General features: G+C 68.9%; 24 protein-coding genes. 12 read left to right on the forward strand and 12 right to left on the reverse strand.

Annotation, left to right across the window (positions count from 1 at the left end):
* From YS110_21665 to YS110_21675, 3 genes are all read left to right on the forward strand, one after another.
* Complete coding sequence (locus tag YS110_21665) at positions 1-324, forward strand: DUF4212 domain-containing protein (GenBank protein UJB67182.1); 324 nt, start codon at positions 1-3, stop codon at positions 322-324.
* A 2-nt stretch (positions 325-326) separates the two neighbouring features.
* On the forward strand, positions 327-2417 hold the full coding sequence (locus YS110_21670) for a VC_2705 family sodium/solute symporter (GenBank protein ID UJB67183.1): 2091 nt from the start codon (positions 327-329) through the stop codon (positions 2415-2417).
* Between the two features lie 94 nt (positions 2418-2511).
* Positions 2512-2958: a hypothetical protein gene (locus YS110_21675; protein UJB67184.1), complete on the forward strand. Its 447-nt coding sequence runs from the start codon at positions 2512-2514 to the stop codon at positions 2956-2958.
* A gap of 16 nt (positions 2959-2974) precedes the next feature.
* Here YS110_21675 and YS110_21680 read toward each other — a convergent pair whose 3' ends face one another.
* Positions 2975-3328: an FKBP-type peptidyl-prolyl cis-trans isomerase gene (locus YS110_21680; GenBank protein UJB67185.1), complete on the reverse strand. Its 354-nt coding sequence runs from the start codon at positions 3326-3328 to the stop codon at positions 2975-2977.
* Positions 3329-3452: 124 nt separating this feature from the next.
* Positions 3453-3758: a helix-turn-helix transcriptional regulator gene (locus YS110_21685; protein ID UJB67186.1), complete on the reverse strand. Its 306-nt coding sequence runs from the start codon at positions 3756-3758 to the stop codon at positions 3453-3455.
* A 243-nt stretch (positions 3759-4001) separates the two neighbouring features.
* Here YS110_21685 and YS110_21690 point away from each other — a divergent pair, with 243 nt between their 5' ends.
* On the forward strand, positions 4002-5225 hold the full coding sequence (locus YS110_21690; GenBank protein UJB67187.1) for a CoA transferase: 1224 nt from the start codon (positions 4002-4004) through the stop codon (positions 5223-5225).
* Positions 5226-5293: 68 nt separating this feature from the next.
* Here YS110_21690 and YS110_21695 read toward each other — a convergent pair whose 3' ends face one another.
* The 5 genes from YS110_21695 to YS110_21715 all read right to left on the reverse strand — a co-directional run bounded on the left by YS110_21695 (position 5294) and on the right by YS110_21715 (position 10399).
* On the reverse strand, positions 5294-7750 hold the full coding sequence (locus YS110_21695; protein UJB67188.1) for a TonB-dependent siderophore receptor: 2457 nt from the start codon (positions 7748-7750) through the stop codon (positions 5294-5296).
* Positions 7751-8039: 289 nt separating this feature from the next.
* Complete coding sequence (locus tag YS110_21700) at positions 8040-8339, reverse strand: HigA family addiction module antidote protein (protein ID UJB67189.1); 300 nt, start codon at positions 8337-8339, stop codon at positions 8040-8042.
* 41 nt (positions 8340-8380) lie between these two features.
* Positions 8381-8662 (reverse strand): type II toxin-antitoxin system RelE/ParE family toxin, encoded by a 282-nt coding sequence (locus YS110_21705; GenBank protein ID UJB67190.1) that lies wholly within the window; start codon positions 8660-8662, stop codon positions 8381-8383.
* Positions 8663-8900: 238 nt separating this feature from the next.
* The gene (locus YS110_21710; GenBank protein ID UJB67191.1) at positions 8901-9887 is read right to left on the reverse strand and encodes a DUF4880 domain-containing protein; all 987 of its coding nucleotides are present in this window, start codon (positions 9885-9887) and stop codon (positions 8901-8903) included.
* Positions 9884-10399, reverse strand: coding sequence for a sigma-70 family RNA polymerase sigma factor (locus YS110_21715; protein UJB67192.1), 516 nt, complete (start codon positions 10397-10399; stop codon positions 9884-9886). The genes YS110_21710 and YS110_21715 overlap by 4 nt, the downstream gene beginning before the upstream one ends.
* Positions 10400-10614: 215 nt before the next feature.
* Here YS110_21715 and YS110_21720 point away from each other — a divergent pair, with 215 nt between their 5' ends.
* The 8 genes from YS110_21720 to YS110_21755 all read left to right on the forward strand — a co-directional run bounded on the left by YS110_21720 (position 10615) and on the right by YS110_21755 (position 18586).
* On the forward strand, positions 10615-11253 hold the full coding sequence (locus YS110_21720) for a PepSY-associated TM helix domain-containing protein (GenBank protein ID UJB67193.1): 639 nt from the start codon (positions 10615-10617) through the stop codon (positions 11251-11253).
* Between the two features lie 13 nt (positions 11254-11266).
* Positions 11267-11806, forward strand: coding sequence for a DUF2271 domain-containing protein (locus YS110_21725; protein UJB67194.1), 540 nt, complete (start codon positions 11267-11269; stop codon positions 11804-11806).
* A 44-nt stretch (positions 11807-11850) separates the two neighbouring features.
* Positions 11851-12669, forward strand: coding sequence for a DUF4198 domain-containing protein (locus YS110_21730; GenBank protein UJB67195.1), 819 nt, complete (start codon positions 11851-11853; stop codon positions 12667-12669).
* Positions 12666-13745 (forward strand): FAD:protein FMN transferase, encoded by a 1080-nt coding sequence (locus tag YS110_21735; protein UJB67560.1) that lies wholly within the window; start codon positions 12666-12668, stop codon positions 13743-13745. The genes YS110_21730 and YS110_21735 overlap by 4 nt, the downstream gene beginning before the upstream one ends.
* Positions 13742-15121 (forward strand): flavodoxin domain-containing protein, encoded by a 1380-nt coding sequence (locus YS110_21740; protein UJB67196.1) that lies wholly within the window; start codon positions 13742-13744, stop codon positions 15119-15121. Before YS110_21735 ends, YS110_21740 begins: the two co-directional genes overlap by 4 nt.
* 299 nt (positions 15122-15420) lie before the next feature.
* A complete protein-coding gene (locus YS110_21745; protein UJB67197.1) occupies positions 15421-17574 on the forward strand; it encodes a TonB-dependent receptor in 2154 nt (717 codons plus the stop codon).
* A 225-nt stretch (positions 17575-17799) separates the two neighbouring features.
* Positions 17800-18240, forward strand: coding sequence for a MerR family transcriptional regulator (locus YS110_21750; protein ID UJB67198.1), 441 nt, complete (start codon positions 17800-17802; stop codon positions 18238-18240).
* The gene (locus YS110_21755) at positions 18203-18586 is read left to right on the forward strand and encodes a carboxymuconolactone decarboxylase family protein (GenBank protein ID UJB67199.1); all 384 of its coding nucleotides are present in this window, start codon (positions 18203-18205) and stop codon (positions 18584-18586) included. Before YS110_21750 ends, YS110_21755 begins: the two co-directional genes overlap by 38 nt.
* Positions 18587-18823: 237 nt before the next feature.
* Here the strand turns inward: YS110_21755 and YS110_21760 are convergent, their stop codons facing one another.
* The 5 genes from YS110_21760 to rpoD all read right to left on the reverse strand — a co-directional run bounded on the left by YS110_21760 (position 18824) and on the right by rpoD (position 24049).
* Positions 18824-19756: a ketopantoate reductase family protein gene (locus YS110_21760; protein ID UJB67200.1), complete on the reverse strand. Its 933-nt coding sequence runs from the start codon at positions 19754-19756 to the stop codon at positions 18824-18826.
* An 84-nt stretch (positions 19757-19840) separates the two neighbouring features.
* Positions 19841-20386 carry a GNAT family N-acetyltransferase gene (locus tag YS110_21765; protein UJB67201.1) on the reverse strand — a complete coding sequence of 182 codons (546 nt, stop codon included), beginning with the start codon at positions 20384-20386 and terminating at the stop codon, positions 19841-19843.
* Positions 20387-20397: 11 nt separating this feature from the next.
* Positions 20398-21078, reverse strand: a complete 681-nt coding sequence (locus YS110_21770) for a DNA-3-methyladenine glycosylase I (protein ID UJB67202.1) — start codon at positions 21076-21078, stop codon at positions 20398-20400.
* A 14-nt stretch (positions 21079-21092) separates the two neighbouring features.
* Positions 21093-21398, reverse strand: a complete 306-nt coding sequence (locus YS110_21775) for an MliC family protein (GenBank protein UJB67203.1) — start codon at positions 21396-21398, stop codon at positions 21093-21095.
* 263 nt (positions 21399-21661) lie between these two features.
* Positions 21662-24049 (reverse strand): RNA polymerase sigma factor RpoD, encoded by a 2388-nt coding sequence (gene rpoD / locus YS110_21780; GenBank protein UJB67204.1) that lies wholly within the window; start codon positions 24047-24049, stop codon positions 21662-21664.
* Positions 24050-24309: the final 260 nt, after the last annotated feature.

The raw sequence follows: 24309 nt of genomic DNA on the forward strand, positions 1-24309 counted from the left end.
ATGCCCCTGCCACCGGCGCCCCCAGGAATCCAGGCAACCCGCAGGCCCCCGGGCGCGCCTTTCGCGCCCGACCTGCACGATGCGCGCCATCTCTGGCTCAAGGCAGGGCTGCTGCTGGTCTGGGTGCTGGTGACCTTCGTGGCTTGCTTCTTCGCCCGCGACCTGCAAATGCTCGTCGCGGGCTGGCAGCTGGGGTACTGGATAGCCGCCCAGGGGGCGGTGCTGGTCTTCATGGTCATCGTCGTCGCGTATTGCTGGGCCATGAGCCGCTTCGAGCGGCAGGACGCGGCCCGGGCGGCGCCCACGCGCACCGGCGGCGGCTGACCATGGCTGACAAGGGCCGGGCCTCGGAGCGCGCCTACCTGTGGCGCCTGCACCGCATCCTGGGCCTGTACATCCTGGGCGTGCTGGGCTTCCTGGCCCTCATGGCCTGGGCCGAGCAGCGCGGGCTGTCGCGCCACTGGATCGGCCCGATCTTCCTGTTCATCATGGTGATGGTTTGCGCCGCCATCGGCGTGTACGGCCGCACCACCGATGCCGAGGAGTACTACGTCGCCGGGCGGCGCATACCGCCCATGTACAACGGCATGGCCGCCGCCGCCGACTGGATGAGTGCCGCCTCGTTCATCAGCCTGGGCGGCGCGCTGTACCTGCAGGGCTTCTCGGGCACGCCGGGCCAGCCCGGCGGGCTGGCCTACGTGCTGGGCTGGACCGGGGGCTTCGTGCTCGTGGCCATGCTCATCGCGCCGCACCTGCGGGCGATGAACCTCTACACCATCCCCGACTTCTTCCAGGTGCGCTTCGGCGGGCGCTGGCCGCGCGTCATCGCCGCCCTGGCGGCGGTGCTGTGCTCGTTCACCTACGTGGTGGCGCAGATCTATGGCGTGGGGCTGATCGCCTCGCGCCTCACGGGGGTGCAGTTCGAGATCGGCATCATGCTCGGGCTGGGCGGCGTGCTGCTGTGCTCCTTCCTCGGCGGCATGCGCGCCATCACCTGGACGCAGGTGGCGCAGTATGTGGTGATGCTGCTGGCGTTCCTGATCCCGGTGTCGTGGCTGGCCTACCAGCAGCTCGGCACGCCGCTGGCGACGCTGGTCTATGGCAAGCAGGTCAGCCAGATCGAGCGGATGGAAGAGCAACTGCTGCTGTCCGAAACCGAGCACCAGGTGGTGCGCGCCTACCTGCAGCGCGGCATGGAATACGAGCGCCGGCTGCTCGACGTTGGCGCGGCCCTGGCACGCGAGCGCGAAGCGGCGCGCGAGCGCATCCACCAGCTGCGCGCCAGCAATGCCGACGTCGGCCTGATCGTCGCAGCCAGCCGCGAGCTGGCGTCCATGCCGCGCGACGAGGCCCAGGCGCGCGAGCGCTGGACGCGCGAAATGGTCGAGAACTACGAGCGCGCTCGTCCGCTGGGCGGGCTGCCGCGCCACAGCCAGGCCTTCGTCGGCGACCCGGACGGCACGCCCAAGGAGCGCGAGGACTTCCAGGACACGCGGCGCAACTTCCTGGCCCTCATGTTCTGCCTGATGGTGGGCACGGCGGGGCTGCCGCACCTGCTCACGCGCTACTACACGGCGCCAACGGTGGCAGGGGCGCGGGCGTCGGTGGCGTGGTCGCTGTTCTTCATCGCCCTGCTGTACGTGAGCGCGCCCGCGCTGGCGGTGCTGGTCAAGTACGAGGTCATGCACAACCTGGTGGGCAGCCACTTCGACCAGTTGCCCAACTGGATCGCCCAGTGGGCGCGCGTGGACGCGGCGCTGCTCTCGGTGGAGGACGTGAATGGCGACGGCATCGTGCAGTTCGGCGAGATCCACCTGGGCGCCGACCTCATCATGCTGGCCACGCCGGAACTGGGCGGCCTGCCGTACGTGATTTCGGGCCTGGTGGCGGCGGGCGGGCTGGCGGCGGCGCTGTCCACCGCCGACGGCTTGCTGCTCACCATCAGCAATGCCCTGGTGCGCGACCTGTACTTCCAGGAAAAGACGCGCCACACCTCGCCCGAGCAGCGCGTGATCCTCACCAAGTTTGCCCTGCTGGCAGTGGCGCTGGCGGCGGCGTTCGTGGCGGCGCTCAAGCCGTCCGACATCCTGCCGCTGGTGTCGGCCTCGTTCTCGCTGGCGGCGTCGGCCTTCGTGCCCGTGATGGTGCTGGGCATCTTCTGGCGCGGCACCACGCGCAAGGGGGCCGTTGCCGGCATGCTGGCGGGTCTGGCGGTGGTGCTGTACTACATCCTCTCGCACGTGCCCGCGCTGCGCGCAGCCCTGCCGCCGTGGATGCTGGCCCGCGGGCTGTGGTTCGGCATCCAGCCGATTTCCGCGGGGGTCTTCGGGGTGCCAGCGGGGTTCGTGACGGCACTGCTGGTCAGCCGCATCACCCGGCCGCCGCCGCCCCAGCCAGCCATCCGGCTGGAGATGTAAGCATGCGTATGGATAAACCCCGATACCCCTGCAGGGCCGGTCTGTGCCATGCTGTGCCGAAGTAGAGCGGCGCCTTCGCGCTGCCAAGGACACCATGCGACTCGTCAAAACCGCCCAGGGGCAGCAGGCTTTCAAGGAGCGCAGTCACAGCCTGTCGCAGCGCCAGCGCTCGGCATTTCTCCTGTTCGACGGCCAGCGCAGCATCGACGAGGTGCTGGCCGCCACGGCGGTCATGGGCATTACGCGGGACGATGTGCAGGCCATGGTGGCGCAAGGCCTGCTGGCACCGGCGGCTGACCAAGCCAGCGCATCCAGTGATGCACCCGCGCCGGCTTCGGAGCGCTCGCCCAAGGAGCGCTACCAGGATGCCTACCTGATCGCCACCGAGCTCACCGGTGCGCTGGGGCTCAAGGGCTTTCGCCTGAACCTGGCGGTGGAGGGCGCCTCCGGTTTCGATGACCTGGTGGCCTTGGCGCCCAAGATCCGCGAGGCCGTGGGCGAGGCCAAGTACGAGCGCCTCAAGCGGGCGCTGTTCGCTTAGCCAGAGAAAAAGCGGGTCAGACGCCCAGCAGTTCCACGTCGAACTTCAGCGTGGCGTTCGGCGGAATCACGCCGCCCGCGCCGCGTGCGCCATAGCCCAGCTCGGCCGGAATGACCAGCGTGCGCTGGCCGCCCACCTTCATGCCTTGCACGCCTTCGTCCCAGCCCTTGATGACCATGCCGGCGCCCAGCGGAAACACGAACGGGTCGTTGCGGTCGCGGCTGGAGTCGAACTTGGCGCCTTGCTGGCCGTCGTTGTAGAGCCAGCCCGTGTAGTGCACGCGCACTTGGGCGCCGCGCGTGGCCTCGGCGCCGCTGCCGACGACCGTGTCTTCGTACTGCAGGCCGGAAGCGGTGGTGGTGAATGCCATGGGAATTCCTTTCTGGTGCTATCGAAAAAAGAGCTGCTGGCGCAGGCGCCATCAGCCCTGGTGGCCAAAAAAGCCAAAACCCGCGCAACGGCGCGGGCTGGGGAAGGAAAGCCAGCGGGGCGGCTTACTTCTTGGTGCGGCCGCCGGCCCAGCGGGTGGCGAAGGCCTGCAGGTCCGACAGGCGCTTGAGCAGATCCTGCCCGGTGGGCGTGACGGTATAGCCCTCGCTGCCATGGTCCACCAGACCGGCCTCGCGCAGCTCCTTGATGCGGGTGTTGAGCGTGTTGGGCGTGATGCCGCCCACGCTGTCTTGCAGCAGGCGGAAGGTCTGGGGGTGGCCATCGCGCAGGGCCCACAGCACACGCAGCGCATAGCGGCATTCGAGCTTTTCGAACAGCTGGTTGATGGCGGCGTTTTCCTTGGAGCTCATGGACGCTTCTCCTTGCGCAGTTGTAGTTGAGCAGTCAGGCAGGCCCAGCCTGCCAGGATGGCCGGACTATAGCCCGGAATCCGTTGTGCTACAAGTTTAATAGCTCCAAAGCGCCTGTGCACATGCGCTGCCTAGGAAAAATACGGGGGGCGTGTAACAAGTGTTGCGGTCCCGCCACGCCGCTGCCGGGCGCCTGGGCGCGGTGTGCGCGTATGCTCGCGCCCGTCGTTCACCCCCTTGCCCATGCCATCCATGCAAGCTGCCGCACCCGCCCCCGCTTCTTCGTCCCTGCCGCTGGCGGGGCTGCGCGTCGTGGAGTTTTCCCACATGGTCATGGGCCCCACCTGCGGCATGGTGCTGGCCGACCTGGGCGCCGAGGTCATCAAGGTCGAACCCATCGAGGGCGACCGCACGCGCCACCTGCTCGGCGCGGGGGCAGGGTTCTTCCCGCTGTTCAACCGCAACAAGAAAAGCATCGCCATCGATCTGCGCCACTCCGAGGGCCAGGCGGCGGCGCGCAGGCTGGCGCTCTCGGCCGACGTGGTGCTGCAGAACTTCAAGCCCGGCGCGCTGGCCAAGTACGGGCTGGACTACGCCGCGCTCAGCAGCGAGAACCCGCGCCTTGTCTACGTCAACCACACAGGCTTCCTGCCCGGCCCCTACGAGCACCGCACGGCACTCGACGAAGTGGTGCAGATGATGGGCGGCCTGGCCTACATGACCGGCCGCCCCGGCGACCCGCTGCGCGCGGGCGCGAGCGTGAACGACATCATGGGTGGCATGTTCGGCGCCATCGGCGCCATGGCTGCGCTGATGCAGCGCGGCATCACCGGGCGCGGGCAGGAGATCGACTCCGCGCTGTTCGAGAACAACGTCTTCCTCGTCGGCCAGCACATGCTGCAGTACGCCATCACCGGCCAGCCCGCCGCGCCCATGCCCGAGCGCATTTCCTCGTGGGGGCTGTACGACGTGTTCAGCGTGAAGGACGGCGAGCAGATCTTCCTGGCCGCCGTGAGCGACGCGCAGTGGAACACCTTCTGTGACGCGCTGGGCTTCGCCGACCTGAAGGCCGACCCGCGACTCGCCACCAACAACGACCGCGTGCGCCAGCGTGCCACCATGCTGCCCGAGCTGCGCCAGCGCCTGGCCGCGCGCACGGCGGCCGAGCTGTCCGAGCTGTTCGAGCGCAACGGCCTGCCTTACGCGCCCATCGTGCGCCCTGAGCAGCTCTACGACGACCCGCACCTCAACGCCAGCGGCGGCCTGGCCGATATCGCGCTGCCCGACGGCGACCTGGCGGGCCAGACCGTGCGCACCACGCTGTTCCCGCTGCGCATGGACGGCCAGCGCCTGGGCGTGCGCCTGAGCCCGCCCCGGCAGGGCGAGCACACGGCGGAGCTGCTGGAGGGCCTGGGCTATACCCCGGCGCAGGTGCGGGCGCTGCGGGAGCAGAGCGCGGTGGCGTGAATATTGGGTGAATTGGCCTCCAGCGCTTATGCAGCAAGCGCTGGTAGCTATGTTTGCAAGAGCAAAAGTTAGAACCGGTATTTCAGGTTGGCTGAGATGCGGCGCGGCTCGCCGAAGGGCGAGTAGTACTTGTTCTCCAGGTTCGCGCGGTAGGTGCGGTCGAACAAGTTGCTTACCGCCAGCGTCAGATCGGCCTTCGGCGTGATTTCGTACCTGGCCATCAGCCCCACCAGCACCAGCCCGCCGCTGCGCACGGTGTAGGGTGCGCCCGTGTCCCAACTGGTGTCGTTGCGGTAGATCCTGCTGCGTGCCGACACATTGCCGCCCAGCGTCCAACCCGTGTTCGGCAGCTTGTAGGCAGTGGACAGGCGCAGGCTGTGGCGCGGCAGTTGGGGGTTGTAGCGCTGGCCGTCCGTGGCGCCGCTGGCGTACTTGCTGCCGGTGAAGGTGTAGCCCGCCGCCACGTTCCAGCCCGCCGCAATCTCGCCGCTGGCGCCCAGGTCGATACCCTGGCTCACCACCTTGTCGGCAGCGATGTAGCAGGTGCCGCCGCAGGCGTTGGCCGGGTCGGGAACGATGGATTCATCGCGCCGCGCCAGGTTGGTCTGCTCCAGGCGGAACACGGCGGCGGACACGTTCAGGCGCTTGTCCAGCAGTTCGCCCTTGATGCCTGCCTCGTAGTTCGCGCCCACCACGGGCTTGACGGTGCCGCCGTCCGCCTGCTTCTGGGTTTGCGGGGTGAAGATATCGGAATAGCTGGCATAGACCGAAACCTGGGTGTTCAGGTCGTAGATCAGCCCGGCATAGGGGCTGATGACGCCGCTTTCCTCGCTGCTGGTGCGTTTTGTAAGCAGGTTCTCGTCTTTGTAGTTGCTGACACGCACGCCGGTGATGAGCTTGAGTGCATCGGTCACGCTCCAGCGTGCCACGCCGTAGGCTCCCAGCTGGGTTGTCTTCGTGTCGCCGAAATAGGGGGTGGCTCCGGGGATGTCGTCCAGTGCACGGGGGGCGAAGGTATGGATGTTGATGGGTGTCAGAGGGATATAGCCTGCACCCGTGTAAGTACGCTGCATCGTCGAGCCGTTGAAGCCGAATGCCGCCTCGTGCTTGCGCCCGAGCCATTGAAACGGCCCGGAGGCATGGATGTCCGCTGCAGTGGAACTCAAGTCCTGGTTCAGACTGCGTTGTCGGGCCAGCATCAGGCCGTCGCCGGTCGCCATGTCCAATTCACCCAGGATATAGCTGGGACGGAAGATGTCGGAATTCGTCCTGTCATGGGAGAAGCTGGCCTTGGCCTGCCAATCGCCCGCCAGACGCTGCGTCAGGCCCAGCGTGGTCAGTGTGTAGTCCTTGACGGTGCGGCTTCCCCCATCGCCAAAAAAGTCGGTGCGGCGAATGTCCGGTTCGCTGCCGTCCGCCGCGAACGGCGCACCCAGATGGTTACGCCCGGTGTCCCGCTGGTATTGCACGCTGGCTTCCAGCGTGGTGGTGGCGGTCAGGTCGGCCTCGGCCACGGCATAGATGGCGCGGCGGTTGCGGTAGGCGTAGTCCACAAAGGATTTGCTGTTGTCCGCCACGGCCACCACACGGCCCCGGATGCGGCCCGATTCGGTGAGCGGGGCGGAAATATCCCCCACGATGCGCCGCCCGTCCCAGGAGGCCAGTTGCATTTCAGCCGATGCCTGGAAAGTCTCGGTAGGCCGCTTGCGTACCAGATTGATGGTGCCACCCGGTTGTCCTGCGCCCGTCAACAGGCCCGCTGCCCCCTGAACCGTCTCCACCCGATCGAGGAAGGCATTGTCGATCTGCGGATTGGTGTTGTTGTTGCTGATGCCGATGGGGTTGGGCACGCCGTCGTACTGGGTTTGCATCTGGAACCCACGGCTGTAGTAGTTGGCGCCGTTGTTGCCCTGGTCGGCGAAGAACATGCTGCTGACGGTCTTGACCGCATCATCCACCGAGGTCATCCCAAAGTCCTGCATCTGCTGGCTCGTCACTACGGTCACCGTCTGCGGCGTCTCGCGCGGCGTCAGGCTGAGCTTGGCGGCGGTATTGGTCGCCGTGGCCTGGTAACTGCCTGTGCCCTCGGTGGCGCCGCTGCGCTCGGCCTCGGCGGTTACGCGCACTTCGCCGAGCGAAGGGGCAGGCACGGATGCGGCGGGCACGGCAGGCGCCCGCACCGCCGTCAGCGCGCCGCTGCCGGTGCGCGCCACGGCCAGCCCGCTGCCCGCAAGGGCGGCGCGCACGGCCTGCTCGGCCGTGTAGCTGCCGCGCACGGCGGGCGCGGCAATGCCCTGCACCAGCGCCGCGTCCACCGACACGGGCTGGCCGCTTTCGGTGGCGATGCGCGTGAGCGTGAGGCCCAGCGGCTGGGCCGGGATGTCGTAGGCGTGCTGGCCCCGTGCCGCCTGCAGGGCGGCGGCCTGCGCCAGCGCGGGCAGGGGCCCGGCGCCCAGCAGGGCGAGGGCGGCGGCGAGGATGGTGGGGCGCAAGCGCTGCGCGCGGAGGGGGGTGATGGGTTGCATGGCGGCAGGGGGTTGTCGGGCCGTGCGAAGGTGGCCCTCATTCCTCCTGTGCAACGAGCGGGCAAAAGCGTCAGTGCGGGTGCGAGAAAATTTTCCGGGCCAGCGTGAGCGGTGCGGCGGAAACTCTTGTTTTCATAGCTGCTCGCGCTTGTCTGGTAAGCGCTGGAGGCCGATTTGGCTTGTATTTTTCAGATGCGCCCCGCTGGCGTGCCCGTGCCATGGATGCGCGCCTGGAGGACGAAGCCATCACCACCATGCATGAGTTTGTGCCGAAGAAGAAAGGGGGGGCTCAGGCCACCGCCGCGAACGGCTCAATGGACTCCAGTTCTTCGCCTAGCTCCATGCGGGCTGTCTCTGCGTCGTACTGGCTTTGCAGGTTGAGCCAGAACTCAACAGAGGTTCCGAAGAACCGGGCCAGGCGCAATGCCGTGTCAGCCGTGATGGAGCGCCCATGCTTGATGATGGCGGCAATGCGGGTTTGGGGGACGTGGATAGCCTGGGCCAGACGGTATTGCGTCAGGCCCATGGGTTCCAGAAACTCCGCGGCGAGAATTTCACCGGGGGTCGGTAGAGTGAGTTGCTTGGTCATATTCATCGCCTCTTGCGAAAGTCCACAATGCCGCTCTCGCGTCAGTGGTAGTCAACAATTTCAACGTCCTTCGGGCCTTCTGGTGTCCACACGAAGCACACGCGCCACTGGTCGTTGATGCGGATGCTGTGCTGCCCCTCTCTGTCGCCACACAGGGCTTCCAGGCGATTGCCAGGAGGAACCCGCAGATCCAGCAGCACGGCAGCGGCATGAAGCATGCGCAGCTTGCGCAGGGCAACGGCTTCGATGTTTACCCAGCGGCGCACGCGCTCAAGGCCAAACAGGGCTTGTGTCTCGGGGCACTTGAAGGATTGAATCGCCATGAGTAGATGCTAATGTTCTGCGTTAGTATCGTCAAGCGTTGGTATGGGCAGGCTGATTCGCATGGGCGAGGTCAGGCGCGGCCCGTGCGGGTCTGGTAGGGGGCGAAAACGGCGGCAAGCTCCTTCGCAAGAGGGCGCTTTTCGAGGGGGCGGGTGGGTGCCCCGGTCGCGCAAGGAGGGGACATGAAGACAGCATCGGCTTCGCTGTTTGCGCTATTGCTGCGTTGTTTTTGCAGTGTCACCCCGCCTCGATCCGCACCAGCCACCCGCCCCGGTACATATGCACCGCCACGGGCAGCGTGTCGGCGATGATGGCCAGCGCCCGGCCGGTGTCGTCGAGCGGGTAGCTGCCGTGCACGCGCAGCCGCGCCGCCTCGGGGGCGATGCGCAGCAGCCCGTGCCGGTAGGGGCGCAGCGCGGCCACCACCTCGCCCAGCGGGCGGTCGTTGACGACGAACAGGCCCTGTTGCCATGCCGTGGCGGTGGGCGCCGCCTCGGGGGCGGGGGTGGTGCTGGTGGGCGTCATCCAGGCGGCCTGGCCGGGGGCGAGCCATTGGCGTGCGGCGGGCGCGCCGGCCGGGACCAGCTCCACGCTGCCTTGCAGCGCCACGGCCAGGCTGCGTTCGCTTTCCTGGCGCAGCAAAAAGCGCGTGGCGGCCGCGCCGGCCTGCACGCGGACGCTGCCGTCCCGGCACCGGGCGGCGAAGGGCCGCAGCGCGTCCGGCTGCACGCTGGCGATGCATTCGCCCCCGCGCAGGCGCACGGCGCGTTCGCTGCCGGTGTCGGCCACGTCCACGGCGGAGCGGGCGTTGAGCAGCAGCGTGCTGCCGTCGGCCAGCGCGAAGCGGCGGCGCTCGCCGGTGCCGGTGCGCAGGTCGGCCAGCGCGTCTTGCAGCGGCGTGAAGCGCTGGGCCAGCAGGCCCGTGCCCAGGCCCACGCCGCCCAGCGCCAGCGCGCCGCGCAGCATGCGGCGGCGGCGCTGGGCGTGCGTGGCGGCGTCGGCCAGCGCCTGGGCGATGGTGTCGGCCTGCCCCGGCACGCGCTGGTTGAGGGCGCGCGCGGCGGCGAAGGCGCCGTCCACCGGACCGGCCAGGCGCTGCCAGGCGGCGCTGCGGGCGGGGTCGCCGTGCAGCCATTCGGTGAAGGCGGTCTGGTCGGCGGCGGTGGCCTCGCCCGAGCGCAGCAGCACCAGCCAGCCGATGGCGTCGTCGGTGGGCGTGCTCATGCCGGTTCCGCCAGGGCCTGGGCGCAGGCCTGCCAGCCCTGCACCATGTATTTGCGCACCATGCTGGCCGACACGCCCAGGCGCGTGGCGATGTCGGCGTAGGTGCGTTCGTCGAGCTGGCTCATGAGGAAGGCGCGGCGCGCCTTGTCGGGCAGGCCGTCGAGCGCGCGGGCGATGCCTTCCAGCGATTCGAGCAGCAGCGCGCGTTCCTCGGGCGAGGGCGCGAGCGCCTCGGGCAGGTGGGCGATGGCGTCGAGGTAGGCGCGCTCCAGGTCGCGGCGGCGCCAGAAGTCGAACAGCACGCGCTTGGCGAGGGTGGCGACGAAGGCGCGCGGCGTGCCCACCGCCGCCAGGTCGGGCTGGGCGACCACGCGCACGAAGGTCTCGGAGGCGAGGTCCTCGGCATCGGCGCGGTTGCGCAGGCGCTGGTGCAGCCGGCCCAGCAGCCAGGGCTGGTGCTCGGCGAAGAAGGCGGCGGCCAGCGGGCGCTGGGCGGGCGGCAGGGGCGGCATGGGGGTGGGCTATTTCGTGAGAATCATTCGCATTTTATGGAGGAGCCTTCCGCCCGGCCCTTCGTAAGGCCTCAATGCTCCTGGTTTGATAGCTGCTTGCGCTTTCTGGGTAAGGGCTGGAGGCCGATTGGAGGGGATCACGGGTAAAGTCTTTGTAAATGCGACTTACTTTTATTTGGTGTGCCTAAAATCGCTGTTCCGCTTTTTTCTCTCCGATGACATCCACCCCCCCGAACCCGCGGCGCCGCGCCTACTGGCTCAAGATGCTGCACGAATGGCACTGGGTCAGCTCCGCGCTGTGCCTGGTGGGCATGCTGCTGTTCGCCATCACCGGCATCACGCTCAACCATGCGGGGCAGATCGAGGCCAGGCCCCGTGTGGTGCGCGGCGTGGCCGCCGTGCCCGAGGCGCTGCGCGCCGAACTCGCCGCCGCGCAGGCGCGCCAGGGCACGCGGCCCGGTGCCGTGCCCGCGCCGCTGGCCGACTGGGCGCGCGCCCAGTGGGGGCTGGAGGCGGCGGGGCGCGAGGCCGAGTGGTCGGCCGAGGAGGTCTACGTCTCCCTGCCGCGGCCCGGCGGCGATGCCTGGCTGCGCGTGGCGCTGGCCGACGGCGAGGCCGAGTACGAAGCCACCGACCGGGGCTGGATCGCCTACTTCAACGACCTGCACAAGGGCCGCAACACCGGCGCCGCCTGGAGCTGGTTCATCGACCTCTTCGCCGCCGCTTGCCTGGTGTTCACCGCCACCGGGCTGTTCATCCTGCAGATGCACGCCGGCAACCGCCCCTTCACCTGGCCGGTGGCCGGCCTGGGGCTGCTCGTGCCGGTGCTGCTGGCGCTCCTGTTGATCCACTGAAAGCTGACTGCCTATGAAAACCTCTCTGCCATTGCGCTACACGGCCGCCCTGGGCACCGCGGTAGGTGCCTCCGTGGGGGCGCTCCCGGCGTTTGCCGCCGGCCTGGGCGTGGGCGTGGAAATTCCGCGCCTCGACGTGGCCGAATACCACTGCCCCTACGTGGCCGTGTGGATCGAGCGGCCCGACGCCAGCGTCGCCGCCACGCTGGCCGTGTGGTACGACGTGAAGATGAAGAACGCCGAGGGCACCAAGTGGCTCAAGGACATGCGCCAGTGGTGGCGCCGCGCCGGCCGCGACCTGGCCGTGCCCATCGACGGCGTGACGGGCCCCACGCGCCCCGCGGGCAAGCACCAGCTCGGCTTCACCGAAGGCACCAATCCGCTGCCCAAGCTGCCGCCGGGGGACTACAAGCTGGTGGTCGAGGCCGTGCGCGAAGTCGGCGGCCGCGAGGTGGTCAGCGTGCCCTTGCGCTGGCCCGCGTCCCAGGCCGAGACGCTGCGCGCCAAGGGCAGCAGCGAGCTGGGCGAGATCGCCGTCGAGCTCAAGCCTTGAGGCTATCCATCAAGCCTTTCACGTCTCTTGCCAAAGGATTTCCCATGCACTCCAAGCCCCGCTTTCCTGGCCGCATCGCGGCCTGCCTCGTTGCCCTGTGCGGCGCGTTCACGTCGGCGCAGGCGCACAACGTCTGGCTGCTGCCGTCGTCCACCGTGCTCTCCAAGGCCGAATGGATCACCGTGGACGCGGCCGTGTCCAACGACCTGTTCTTCTTCAACCACGTTCCGCTGAACCTCGACGGCCTCGCCGTGACGGCGCCCGATGGCGCGTCCGTGGCGCCGCAGAACGTGCACAAGGGCAAGCTGCGCAGCGTGTTCGACCTGGAGCTGCAGCAGGCCGGCACCTACCGCCTCGCCGTGCTCAGCAATGGCCTTTTCGCCAGCTACAAGGACAAGGCCACGGGCCAGCCCCGCCGCTGGCGCGGCACGCCCGAGAAGTTCGCCGCCGAGGTGCCGGCCGACGCGGTGGACCTGGCCGTCACCCAGGCCGTCGGCCGGGTCGAGACCTTCGTCACCGTGGGCAAGCCCAGCGCCGTCGCGCCCGCGCGTCAGGGCCTGGAGCTGGTGCCCGTGACCCACCCCAACGACCTGGCCAAGGGGGAGAAGGCCACCTTCGCCTTCCACCTGGACGGCAAGCCCGTGCCGGACCTCGAAGTGGTGCTGGTGCCGGGCGGCACGCGCTACCGCGATGCCGTGGGCGCGATCAAGGCCACGACCGATGCCAGCGGCCGTTTCAGCGTCACCTGGCCGCAGGCCGGCATGTACTGGATCGATGCCGACGTGAAGGACCAGAAGACCTCGCTGCCCCAGGCCAAGGAGCGCCGCCTGTCCTACGTGGGCACGGTGGAGGTGCTGCCCTGAGCTTCGCCGCCGCCACCCCCGCCGCGCCGCCGCGCGTGCGCTTCGCGGCCGACGTGCTGCGCGGCGCATGGGCCGGCGCCAGCGGGGCGGCCCAGGGCGCGGCGGCCGTGCCGCGCCATGCCGACCCGGCCCGGCTGCAAACGCTCGCCGGGCAGGCCATGGGCACGCGCTGGTCGGTGCGCCTGGACAACCCGGGCTTCGTGCCGCTCGTGCCCGTGCGCGCGGCCGTGGAGGCGGCGCTGGCGCTCGTGGTGCGGCAGATGAGCCCGTGGGAGGCGGATTCCGACCTCTCGCGCTTCAACCGCGCGCCGGCCGGGAGCTGGCACGCGCTGCCCGCCGAATTCTTCACCGTGCTGCACAGCGCCTTCGCCTGGGCCCAGGCCAGCGGCGGCGCGTGGGACCCGACCGTGGGCCCGCTGGTGGACCTGTGGGGCTTCGGCCCCCGGCCCGATCCGCTGGCGCCGCACCGGGCCGCCGTGCCCGGCGCGGCGGCGCTGGCGGCGGCGCGTGCGCGCGTCGGCTTCGGGCGCATCGCGCTGGACGCGCCGGCGCGCCGCGCCCTGCAGCCCGGCGGCGCGCACCTGGACCTGTGCGGCATCGCCAAGGGCTATGCGGTGGACCTGGCGGCGCAGGCGCTCGCCGGCCTGGGCTTCACCGACTTCCTGGTGGAAGTGGGCGGCGAACTGCGCGCGCGCGGCGTGCGCCCCGGCGGCCAGCCCTGGCGCGTGGCGGTGGACGCCGTGGCGGGCCTGCCCGCGCGCGTGCTGGCGCTGCGCGAACAGGCCGTGGCGACCTCGGGCGACCACTGGCACGCCTTCGAGCACGGCGGGCGCCGCTATTCGCACACCATCGACCCGCGCAGCGGCGAGCCGGTGCGCCATGCGCTGGCCAGCGTCACCGTGCTGCATGCCGAATGCATGCAGGCCGACGCGCTGGCCACGCTGCTCACGGTGCTCGGGCCGCGGCAGGGCCTGGACTTCGCGCAGGCCCATGGCGTGGCCGCGCAGTGGTGCGAGCGCACCGGGGCGGGCACGGTGTTTCGCGCCACGTCGTTCTTTCCGGCGGACGGCGCATGAGCGCCCTGGCCCCGCAGGCGCGCTGGCTGCTCGCCGCGCTGTGCGTGCTGCTCTACGCCGCGCTGTGCCTGGGCCTGTGGCGGCGCGCGCGGCGCCGTGCGCGCGCCGCCCGGGCCGAGGCCGCGGCCCTGGCCGCCGCGCCCGCGGGCAGCCAGCCGGTGCTGGTGGCCTACGCCAGCCAGACCGGCCAGGCCGAGGCCATCGCGCACGAGACGGCGCGCCTGCTGCACACCGCCGGCGAGTCCGTGCACCTGTGCGCGCTCGGCGCCGTCGATGCCGCGCTGCTCGCGCGCACGCGCACCGCGCTGTTCGTGGCCAGCACCTACGGCGAGGGCGACGCGCCCGACAACGCCGCCGCTTTCCAGCAGGGCTGCATGGCGCGGCCCCTGGCGCTGGCGCACCTGCGCTGCGGCGTGCTGGCGCTGGGCGACCGGCAGTACGCGCGCTTCTGCGGCTTCGGCCAGGCGCTGGCCGCGTGGCTCGCGGCCAGCGGCGCCGAGGCCCTGTTCGATGCCGTGGAGATGGACAACGGCGCCCCCGAGGCGCTGCGCCGCTGGCAGCAGCACCTGGGCCAGGTGGCGCTGCTGGACGCCACGCCCGCGTGGCAGGCCCCGGCGTTCGCGCCCTGGCGGCTGGCCGAGCGCATCCACCTGAACCCCGGCAGCGCGGGCGGGGCGGTGTTCCACCTGGCGTTCGCGCCGCCGCCGGGCGTGGCGGCGGATTGGCAATCGGGCGACCTGGCCGAAGTGCGCGTGCCCGCCGACCCGGAGCGCCCGCGCGACTATTCCATCGCCTCCATCGCTGCCGATGGCTGCGTGCACCTGCTGGTGCGCGCGGCCGTGCGTGCCGATGGCCGCCCCGGCCTGGCTTCGCAGTGGCTGTGCCAGGGCCTGGCGCCGGGCGCCACGGTGGACATGCGGCTGCGCCCGCACGGCAACTTCCGCCTCGCGGGCAACGCGGGGCGGCCGCTCATCCTCATCGGCAACGGCACCGGCCTGGCGGGGCTGCGCGGCCACCTGCGCGCGCGCGCCGCGCAGGGGGCGGGGCCGAACTGGCTGGTGTTCGGCGAGCGCGCGGCGGCGCACGACTTCCTGCACCGCGAGGAACTGCTGCGCTGGCAGGCCGAGGGCGTGCTGGCGCGGCTCGATCTCGCGTTCTCGCGCGACCAGGCGCAGCGCATCTACGTCCAGCACCGGCTGGCCGCGCAGGCCGGGCTGCTGCGCGACTGGGTGCTGGGGCAGGGCGCGGCCCTCTACGTCTGCGGCAGCCTGCAGGGCATGGCGCAGGGCGTGGACGAAGCGCTGCGCACGGTGCTCGGCGATGCCGTGGTGGACGCCATGGTGCGGGACGGGCGCCTGCGGCGCGACGTGTATTGAGCCTGGGCTGGCGCTGGGGTCTTTCAAGCCGAATCGGACTCCATCCCTTGCGTGGAAAGCGCAGGGTGCTATGAAAAACAGAGTGATCTGACCGGCGCGGCAGCCTGCGGCCCGCAGGGCACGCGGCGGTTTTGTCGCATTTCTGAGACGATGCGGGCACAAGATGGATACAAATCAAACACAAATCATTCTCGTTTGTAATAATTTCTCTCTGATAGCCCCTGTGTGCAGAACAAAACACTCCAGAGCATGACCGGGCCTTCGTCTTTCCCGTTCTTTCTTTTCTGGAGTCGTTTTCCATGCAACGTATCCCGCGCGGCGCCTGTCCGCTGCATCGCTCTGTCCTGGCCGCCCTGATCGCGGGCCTTGGCGCCGCCAGCGCCCAGGCCCAGGCCCCGGAGGCCGCCTCGCTCAAGGAGGTGGTGATCTCCGCCTCGGGCTTCGAGCAGGACGTCCGGGAGGCGCCGGCCTCCATCACCGTCATCACGCGCGAGCAGCTGGAGCAAAAGCGCTTCAACAGCATCGCCCAGGCGCTGGAGGACGTGGAGGGCGTGGACATCGGCGCGGCCACCGACAAGACCGGCGGCCTGAACATCAGCATCCGCGGCATGCCCAGCGACTACACGCTGATCCTCATCGACGGCCGGCGCCAGAACGCCCCGGGCAACGTCGCGCCCAACGATTTCATGGGCACGCAGACCAGCTTCCTGCCGCCGGTCTCGGCGATCGAGCGCATCGAGGTCATCCGCGGCCCCATGTCCACGCTCTACGGCTCCGACGCCATGGGCGGCGTCATCAACATCATCACGCGCAAGGTGGGCAAGACCTGGGCCGGCGCGGTCGGCGCCGACTACGCGCTGCAGCAGGAGTCGGCCTTCGGCGACACGCGCGCCGCCCGCTTCTACCTGAGCGGCCCGCTGCGCACGGACGTGGCCGGCCTCACGCTGCGCGGCAGCACCTTCCACCGCGGCGCGGCCGACATCCGCTACGCCGGCGTCGGCGGCAAGGAGCAGATCCCCATCATGGGCTCCAACCCCGCCAGGAGCGACGTGCACAACCTGGGCGCGCGCCTCACGCTCACGCCCAACCGCTACCACGACATCACGCTCGACGTGGACACCGGCCGCCAGACCTACGACAACGCCGGCAACCGCCTGGGCACCCAGGGCATGCAGGGCGGCTACGGCCCCGAACTCAAGTTCAACCGCGACCAGGTGGTGCTGGCGCACACCGGCCGCTACGGCTTCGGCACCTGGGACACGAGCTACCAGGCCAACCGCACCGAGACCATTGGCCGCACCATTCCCCCGGGCACGCCCGGCGCCGTGGCGGGCAGCGGGCGCACGCTGGAGGTGGAGAGCAAGGTGTTCGACACCAAGCTGGTGCTGCCCTGGGGCGGCAGCCACCTGAGCACCGTGGGCGGCCAGTGGTGGGACGCCAGGATGCAGGACGGCGTGGCGCCGGAGAACTTCAAGTTCACGCAGAAGGCGCTGTTCGCCGAGGATGAGTGGAGCCTGACCGACGCCTTCAAGCTCACCATGGGCGTGCGCTACGACAAGCACAGCATCTTCGGCGGCAAGGCCAGCCCGCGCGTCTACGGTGTGTGGAACGCCGCGCCGCAGTGGACGCTCAAGGGCGGCGTGAGCCATGGCTACAAGACGCCGCGCGTCGAGCAGCTCACGCCCGGCATCAACGGCTTCGGCGGCCAGGGCACGATCCCGCTGATCGGCACGCCCACGCTCAAGCCCGAGACCAGCCAGAACGTCGAACTGGGCCTGTACTTCGACAACCAGCAGGGCGTGCTGGCCAGCGCCACGCTGTTCAACAACGAGTTCAAGGACAAGATCACCAGCGGCACCGGCCTGCCCAACTGCCGCTACGCCGCCTCGCCCAACCGCCCCGGCTGCGTGGACTTCGGCAACTGGCCCAACGTGGATCTGTTCGGCCAGCAGGTGAACGTGGACGAAGCGGTGACGCGCGGCATCGAGCTCAACGCCAAGCTCCCGCTGGCGCGCGGCTGGTCGGCCAGCGCCAACTACACCTACACGCACAGCGAGCAAAAGAGCGGCGCCAGCAAGGGCCAGCCGCTGACCGACACGCCCGAGCACGCGCTCAACGCGCGCCTGGACTGGGCGCTGGCGGCGAACTGGAACGTCTGGCTGCGCGGCGAGTACCGCAGCGAACGCTACCGCGACCCCGGCACCACCGCCGCCACGCGCGCGGCGGCTGCGGCGCTGGGCGACTACAAGGCCTATACCCTGCTGCACCTGGGCGGCGCGTGGCGCGTAAACCCGCAGTTCACCGTGAGCGCGGCGGTCTACAACCTGCTCAACAAGAGCTTCATCGACTACCGCATTTACAACGTGCCGGGCGCGGCAGCGCAGGCGGGCAACATCTACCGCAACCCGCAGGAGGGCCGCCGCCTGTGGGTCTCGGCCAACTACGAGTTCTGAACTTGCGTGCCCTTGGCTCTGGATGGGCCAAGGGCCGCATGGGGACATGGCGACGGCAAACCGTGGAGCAACCTGGCGGGCCGACGGCAAGGGGCCAAGCTTTATCGCGGCTTCAGGTGGTTCGGCATGCCACGGCTGCACGGCCTGCGGCAGCCAATTCGCGCGGCCGTCGAATCAACCTGAAGTGGTTGACTTAGAGCGCACTCCAACTTCTAGGATCGCGCCATGGAATCTCTTCTGAGCATTGAAGAAGTCGCCCGGCGCACGGGCCTGACGGCCCATACCCTTCGCTACTACGAGCGCATCGGGCTGATCGCCCCGGTTGGCCGTGCGGCGGGAGGCCAGCGGCGCTATGCGGCATCCGACATGGCTTGGATCGAATTCCTGCTGCGCTTGCGAACGACGCACATGCCCATCGGCAAGATGCAGGCGTTCGCAGAACTACGCGGCGCTGGGGACTCGACGGTGCCGGATCGTCGCCAGATGCTGGAAGAACACTTGACGGAAGTTCTGGCGGAAATCGAAGCGATGCGCCAATCCGCAGATGCTTTGCAGGCGAAGATCGCGCATTACCGCTGGTTGGAGCAGTCCTTGGCGCCGGATTCAATCTCTGGTGAAGGACATGCTGATGAACATCGAAAACCGCTACGAGCGCGGACTCGCTAAGCTGCGTGAAATCGACGGCGAGGCTGGTGAGAACGTATTGCGAAGCCTGGAAGACATTGCCCCGGACTTCGCCCGCTACCTGATCGAGTTTCCTTTTGGCGACGTGTATTCCCGCCCCGGCCTTGACCTGAAAAGCCGTGAAATCGCCGTCGTCGCCGCGCTGACTGCGCTGGGCAATGCAGCGCCCCAACTCAAGGTGCACGTTCAGGGCGCGCTCAACGTGGGCGTCACGCGCACGGAGATCGTCGAAACCATCATGCAGATGGCGGTTTATGCCGGCTTTCCGGCGGCGCTCAATGGGTTGGCGGCTGCCAAGGAAGTCTTTGTGCGGGAGGGCGCCCAATGAAGCGAGCCATTGCGCATGCGGGCCTTGCGGTGAGTGGCGTGAGTTTGCCGGACAGGCCCGGTACGGGGGCATGAACACCTTGCGGCCCAAGTGATGGAGAGACCTGCTGTATCTGGCTTCGGCGCGATCCAGCGCAAGGCCGGGCTGGAACCATCGAAAAAAGGGAGTGCCGCACTGGGGTGATGCACTCCTTTTTTCATAGCTTCTGGCGCTTTCCCAGCAAGGGCTAGAGGCCATTCAGGCCATTGATTTCGCCTCCAGCATGCGCACCAGCACCAGCAGCGCGCGGTTGACCGGCGTGGGCAGCCCCAGCGCCGTGCCGCGCTGCACCACGTAGCCGTTGAGGTGCGCGATCTCGGTGGGCCGGCCGCGTGCCAGGTCCTGCGCGGTGGAGGAGCGCTGGCCGGCCATCGTCCGCGCGATGTCCTGCACGGCGGCGCGGATGCCGTCCGGCAGCTGCACGCCGTCAGCCCGGGCCACGGCCAGGCACTCGGCCACCAGGTCGTCGATCACCGCGCTGGCGCCGTCCTGCGCCATGAGCCAGCCGTAGGGCTGCTGCACGATGGCCGAGAGCGCGTTGTACGCGCAGTTGATGACCAGCTTGGCCCACAGCGCGCCGCGCACGTTGTCCGACACCTCGGTGGGGACACCCGCCTGCCCCAGCGCCTGCGCCAGGCGCGCGCTGGCGGGCGACGGGCCCACCACCAGCTCGCCGCGCCCGAAGTGCCGCACATGCCCCGGCCCCGCCATGGCCGTGGCCACGTACACCACGGCGGCCACCACCGGGTGGCCGGGGCCTAGCACGGCGCGCACGCGCGCGTCGTTGTCCACGCCGTTCTGCAGCGTCAGCACCAGCGCGCCGGGGGCCAGGTGGGGCTGCATCTGCCGCGCCGCCGCTTCGGTGCCGGTGGATTTGACGCACAGCAGCACCACGTCGGCGCCTTGCACGGCGCGGGCCTCGGTGCTGGCCTGCAGCGGCACGTGCGTGTCCTGCGTGGCGGTTTGCAGGCGCAGGCCGTGGGCCGCGATGGCCTGCACGTGCGCCGGCCGCCCCACCAGCCGCACGGTGTGGCCCGCCTGCGCCAGCAGCGCGCCGAAGTAGCAGCCCACGGCCCCGGCGCCCATGATGGCGAACGACAGGCGGGAGGCGGGGGCGGCAGTGGGCGTCATGGCGAATCCTGGGTGCGAGAGAGCAGGCGTGATTGTCGCGCGCCGTGGCGGGCGTGCCATGGCCGCACCACGGCACGCTGCCCGCTATGCCTGCGCGCCGCCGCGCCGCAGCCGGTACAGCGCGTGCTGGAGCAAGGGGCTGCCGGCCTCCAGCAGCGGGTGCGCGAAGGTGCCCGCGGCGTGCATGCCCAGGCGCTCCATGACCGCGCGGGAGCGGCGGTTGCCTACGGTGGTGAACGCGACGATTTCTTCCAGCCCCAGCGTCTCGAAGCCGAAGCGCAGCGCCTGCGCGGCGGCTTCCGAGGCCAGCCCCTGGCCCCAGTACGCGCGGGCCAGGCGCCAGAGCACCTCCACGCAGGGCGAAAAGGGCAGCAGGGGCGACGGCACATGCAGCCCGACGCAGCCGATGAAGGCGCCATCCGCCTTCGCCTCCACGGCCCAGGGCCCCCAGCCGTGCTCGCGCACCAGGGCCTCGCAGCGGTCCGCCATGGCGTCGCTCTGCGCCCGGGTGAGCGGCGCGGGAAAGAACGCCATCACGCGCGGATCGGCGTTCAGGGCCGCGAAAGGCGCGCGGTCCGCCGCCGTCCATGGGCGCAGGCGCAGCCGGGGTGTTTCGAGCGTGCCGTGCATGCGATGCGCCGTCAGAAGGCCGGATGGATGCTCAACGCCAGCATGGCCGACAACTGGCACAGCGGCCTGCCCGCGCTTTGCTGCAACGCATTGAACGCATGCTGCACGGCTTGCAGGTCGCGCTGGCTGGTGGGCGTGCGGCCGATGATGCCCGCGGCCACCAGGCGCGCCACCACGTGGCTGGTCAGCAGGAAGGTGTCCTTCCCGGCCAGGCGCAGGAAACCGGCCGCCGAGCGCCCGCCCAGGCGGGCGCCGCGCTGGGCCAGTACATGCCACAGGCCGGTGGTGTCGCTGCCGGGCCAATCGGCAAGAAAACCGCCAAAACTGCCGTGCGCCTGGCGGATGTCCAGGATGAACCGGGCATTCTTCGCAATGCTTTGCAGCTTGGCGCGGTCGCGGATGATCCGGTCGTTTTGCATGTGGCCTTCCATCTGCTCCGGGCCGAGCAACACCATTTGCCCGGGCTCGAAGCCCGCGAAGGCTTTCTCGAATTCGGGCCACCTGGCATCGACCACCGCGTGCTGCATTCCCGCCTGGAAGACCCGCTGGCTCATGGCGGAGAGGTAGCGGTCGTCGCCTTTGCTTCTCAATTCCTCGGCGGTGAGCGCCTGGGGCAGGAAGGCTTCCATGGCTTCGTCGGAGGCAAAGCGCGCGCGTACCGTGTCGTGAAGCCAGCGATAGTCAAGGGCCATGGTCGCTGCTTTCTTCACCGGGCCTTGCACTGGATCGGTGCCATGCGGCCGATCTCAAGGGTCAGGTCGTCCCCTTTGCCGCGAATGGTGTTGGGGCCGTTGCTGTAGATGAAGCCAGAGCCGCTGGGCTGCTGCTGGAGTTCCATGCGCTCGCCGTGGCGTGTCAGGACGGCGGTGCCGTGGGCGGGTGAAAAGCGCACGGAAACCGACTCGCCGTGGGTGCAGGTAAAGGCCACGTCAAGGTCGGCCGGTGCGGGCGGGGTGGCGCTGCAGGCGCACAGGAGGGCGGCGGCGAACAAGGCGGAAGCGGATGCTTTCATGGAATTTCCCCGTTGAAGGTTGGCGGACGGACACCGCTGGCATGACAGCCGCGATGCCACGAAGCGGCACGACGCTGCAAGAATGATAGCTGGCAGCGCTTGCTGTGCAAGGGGTAGGGCCAGAAAAGGCTTGAAACGCGCATGGCGCATGCAGGCCAGGCCTCGCCGTGGCTGGCGGCCAGCACGAAGCGGCGGGTGCTTGGGCGCAAAAAAGCCCGGCCCTGCGCGATGGCGGGGCCGGGCTGGCGGCTGCGGCTGGGCGCTTACAGCGAGTCGATGAAGCTGCGCAGCTTGTCGCTGCGGCTCGGGTGCTTCAGCTTGCGCAGCGCCTTGGCCTCGATCTGGCGGATGCGTTCGCGCGTCACGTCGAACTGCTTGCCCACTTCTTCCAGTGTGTGGTCGGTGGACATTTCGATGCCGAAGCGCATGCGCAGCACCTTGGCCTCGCGTGGGGTCAGGCCGTCGAGGATGTCCTTCACCACGTCGCGCAGGCCGGCCTGCATGGCGGCGTCGATGGGCGCGGTGTTGGCGCTGTCCTCGATGAAGTCGCCCAGGTGGCTGTCGTCGTCGTCGCCGATGGGGGTTTCCATCGAGATCGGCTCCTTGGCGATCTTCATGATCTTGCGGATCTTGTCCTCGGGGATCTCCATCTTCGCCGCCAGGATCGACGCATCGGGCTCGAAGCCGAACTCCTGCAGGTGCTGGCGGCTGATGCGGTTCATCTTGTTGATGGTCTCGATCATGTGCACCGGGATGCGGATGGTCCGGGCCTGGTCCGCGATGGAGCGGGTGATCGCCTGGCGGATCCACCACGTGGCGTAGGTCGAGAATTTGTAGCCGCGGCGGTACTCGAACTTGTCCACGGCCTTCATCAGGCCGATGTTGCCTTCCTGGATCAGGTCGAGGAACTGCAGGCCGCGGTTGGTGTACTTCTTGGCGATGGAGATCACGAGGCGCAGGTTGGCCTCGATCATCTCCTTCTTGGCGTCGCGCGAGGCCATTTCGCCGGCGTTCATGCGCTTGTTGATGTCCTTGAGCTCGGACAGCGGCACCACCACGCGGGTCTGCAGGTCGATCAGTTTCTGCTGCAGTTCCTGCACGGGCGGGATGTTGCGCTGCAGCACGGCGCTCCAGGGCTTGCCGGCGCTGGCCTGCTGCTCCACCCATTGCAGGTTCAGCAGGTTGGGCGGGAAGTCCTTGACGAAGGTGTCCTGCGGCATGCCGCACTTGTCCACGATGATGCGGCGCAGCTCGCGTTCCTTCTTGCGCACGTCGTCCACCTGGGCGCGCACCATGTCGCACAGCTTCTCGATGGTCTTGGCGGTGAAGCGGATGGTCATCAGCTCGGCCGAGATCGTGTGCTGGATCTTCATGTACGTGGCGCCGCCGTAGCCGTCCTTGTCGTACACCTTGTGCATCTTCTCGAACTGCTCGCGCAGCTTGTCGAAGCGGCGCAGGGCCTCGTTCTTCAGCTCTTCGAGCTTCTTGGTCAGCGCCTTGGAGCCGCCCTTGCCGTCGTCGTCGTCGGCTTCGTCGTACTCGTCGAAGTCTTCCTCGGCCACGTAGTCGTCGTTTTCGTCGGCGTCGACGAAACCGTCCACCACGGTGGAAATGACGACCTTGCCCTCGCGGATTTCCTCGGCCATGTTGAGGATCTCGGCGATGGTGGCGGGCGAGGCGCTGATGGCTTCCATCATGTCCTGCAGGCCGCCCTCGATGCGCTTGGCGATCTCGATCTCGCCCTCGCGCGTGAGCAGCTCCACCGTGCCCATCTCGCGCATGTACATGCGCACGGGGTCGGTGGTGCGGCCGAATTCGGAATCGACGGTGGACAGGGCCGCCTCGGCCTCTTCCTCGGCTTCTTCCACGGTGGTGGCCGTGGGCGTCACGTTGTTCTGGAACAGCGTTTCGGCATCGGGCGTCTGCTCGTACACGGCCACGCCCATGTCGTTGAGCATGGCGACCACGACTTCCATGGTCTCGGCGTCCACCAGCTTGTCGGGCAGGTGGTCGGAAATCTCGACCCGCGTCAGGTAGCCGCGCGTCTTGCCCAGCGTGATGAGCTTCTTGAGCAGCGAGCGGCGCTTGGCCAGGTCTTCCTCGGACAGGACGGTTTCGTCCAGGCCGAACTCCTTCATCAAGGCGCGTTCCTTGGCCTTGCTGATCTTCATGCGCAGGGGCTTGACCTTCTCGGTGGCGACATCGGCCACCGGCGCTTCCTCGACTTCGCCTTCCAATTCGGATTCGATGTCCGACAGGTCGGCGTCGTCGCCCATGCCTTCGCCTTCTTCCTTGGCCTTGGGCTTGCGTCCGCGCTTGGCCGGTGCCTTGGCGGCGGCCTTGGGCTTGGCGTCCGTGTCGTCGGCACCCGCGGCCTTGGCGGGGCGGCCGGCCTTCTTCTTGGGGGCTTCCTCGGCGGCTGCGGCATCGGCGTCCGCGGTGGCCTTGGGCTTGCGCGCGGGCTTCTTCTTCTCTTGCGCTTCGGCGTTCTTCAACAATTCATCGGCGGCTTCTTTGAGCAGCTGGGCTTTGCTTTTGGGTGTGGACACGGTGGACGCTTTCGTTGCGGCTTTGGCGGCCGGGAGGGAAACGGTTTTTTCAGCGGCATCTGCGGCAGGCTTGGCAGACTTCGCGGACTTTTGCACGGGCATGGATAACCTCAGCGTCAAAAAAGGGACACACAAAGAAAACGCAAGCGCCACGGAAACCGGCGCATGGAGCACACACGGCCTGGGCCGTGTGGAGGGGAACCCTCGGGGCAAGATGTCTGGGCGAACATTTGGTGTGCAGTCCTTGCGGTAATGTGGGCCGTGCACTTGCTGCAATGGGCGTGGAATCCACGCTGGCCCGGTCCGGAGGTGCTGCTGTCGCTCTTGCCAGTCAACCTTGGATTATATCGGTTTAAAAAGTT

This window comes from Acidovorax sp. YS12 (assembly GCA_021496925.1).
GTDB lineage: Bacteria > Pseudomonadota > Gammaproteobacteria > Burkholderiales > Burkholderiaceae_C > Paenacidovorax.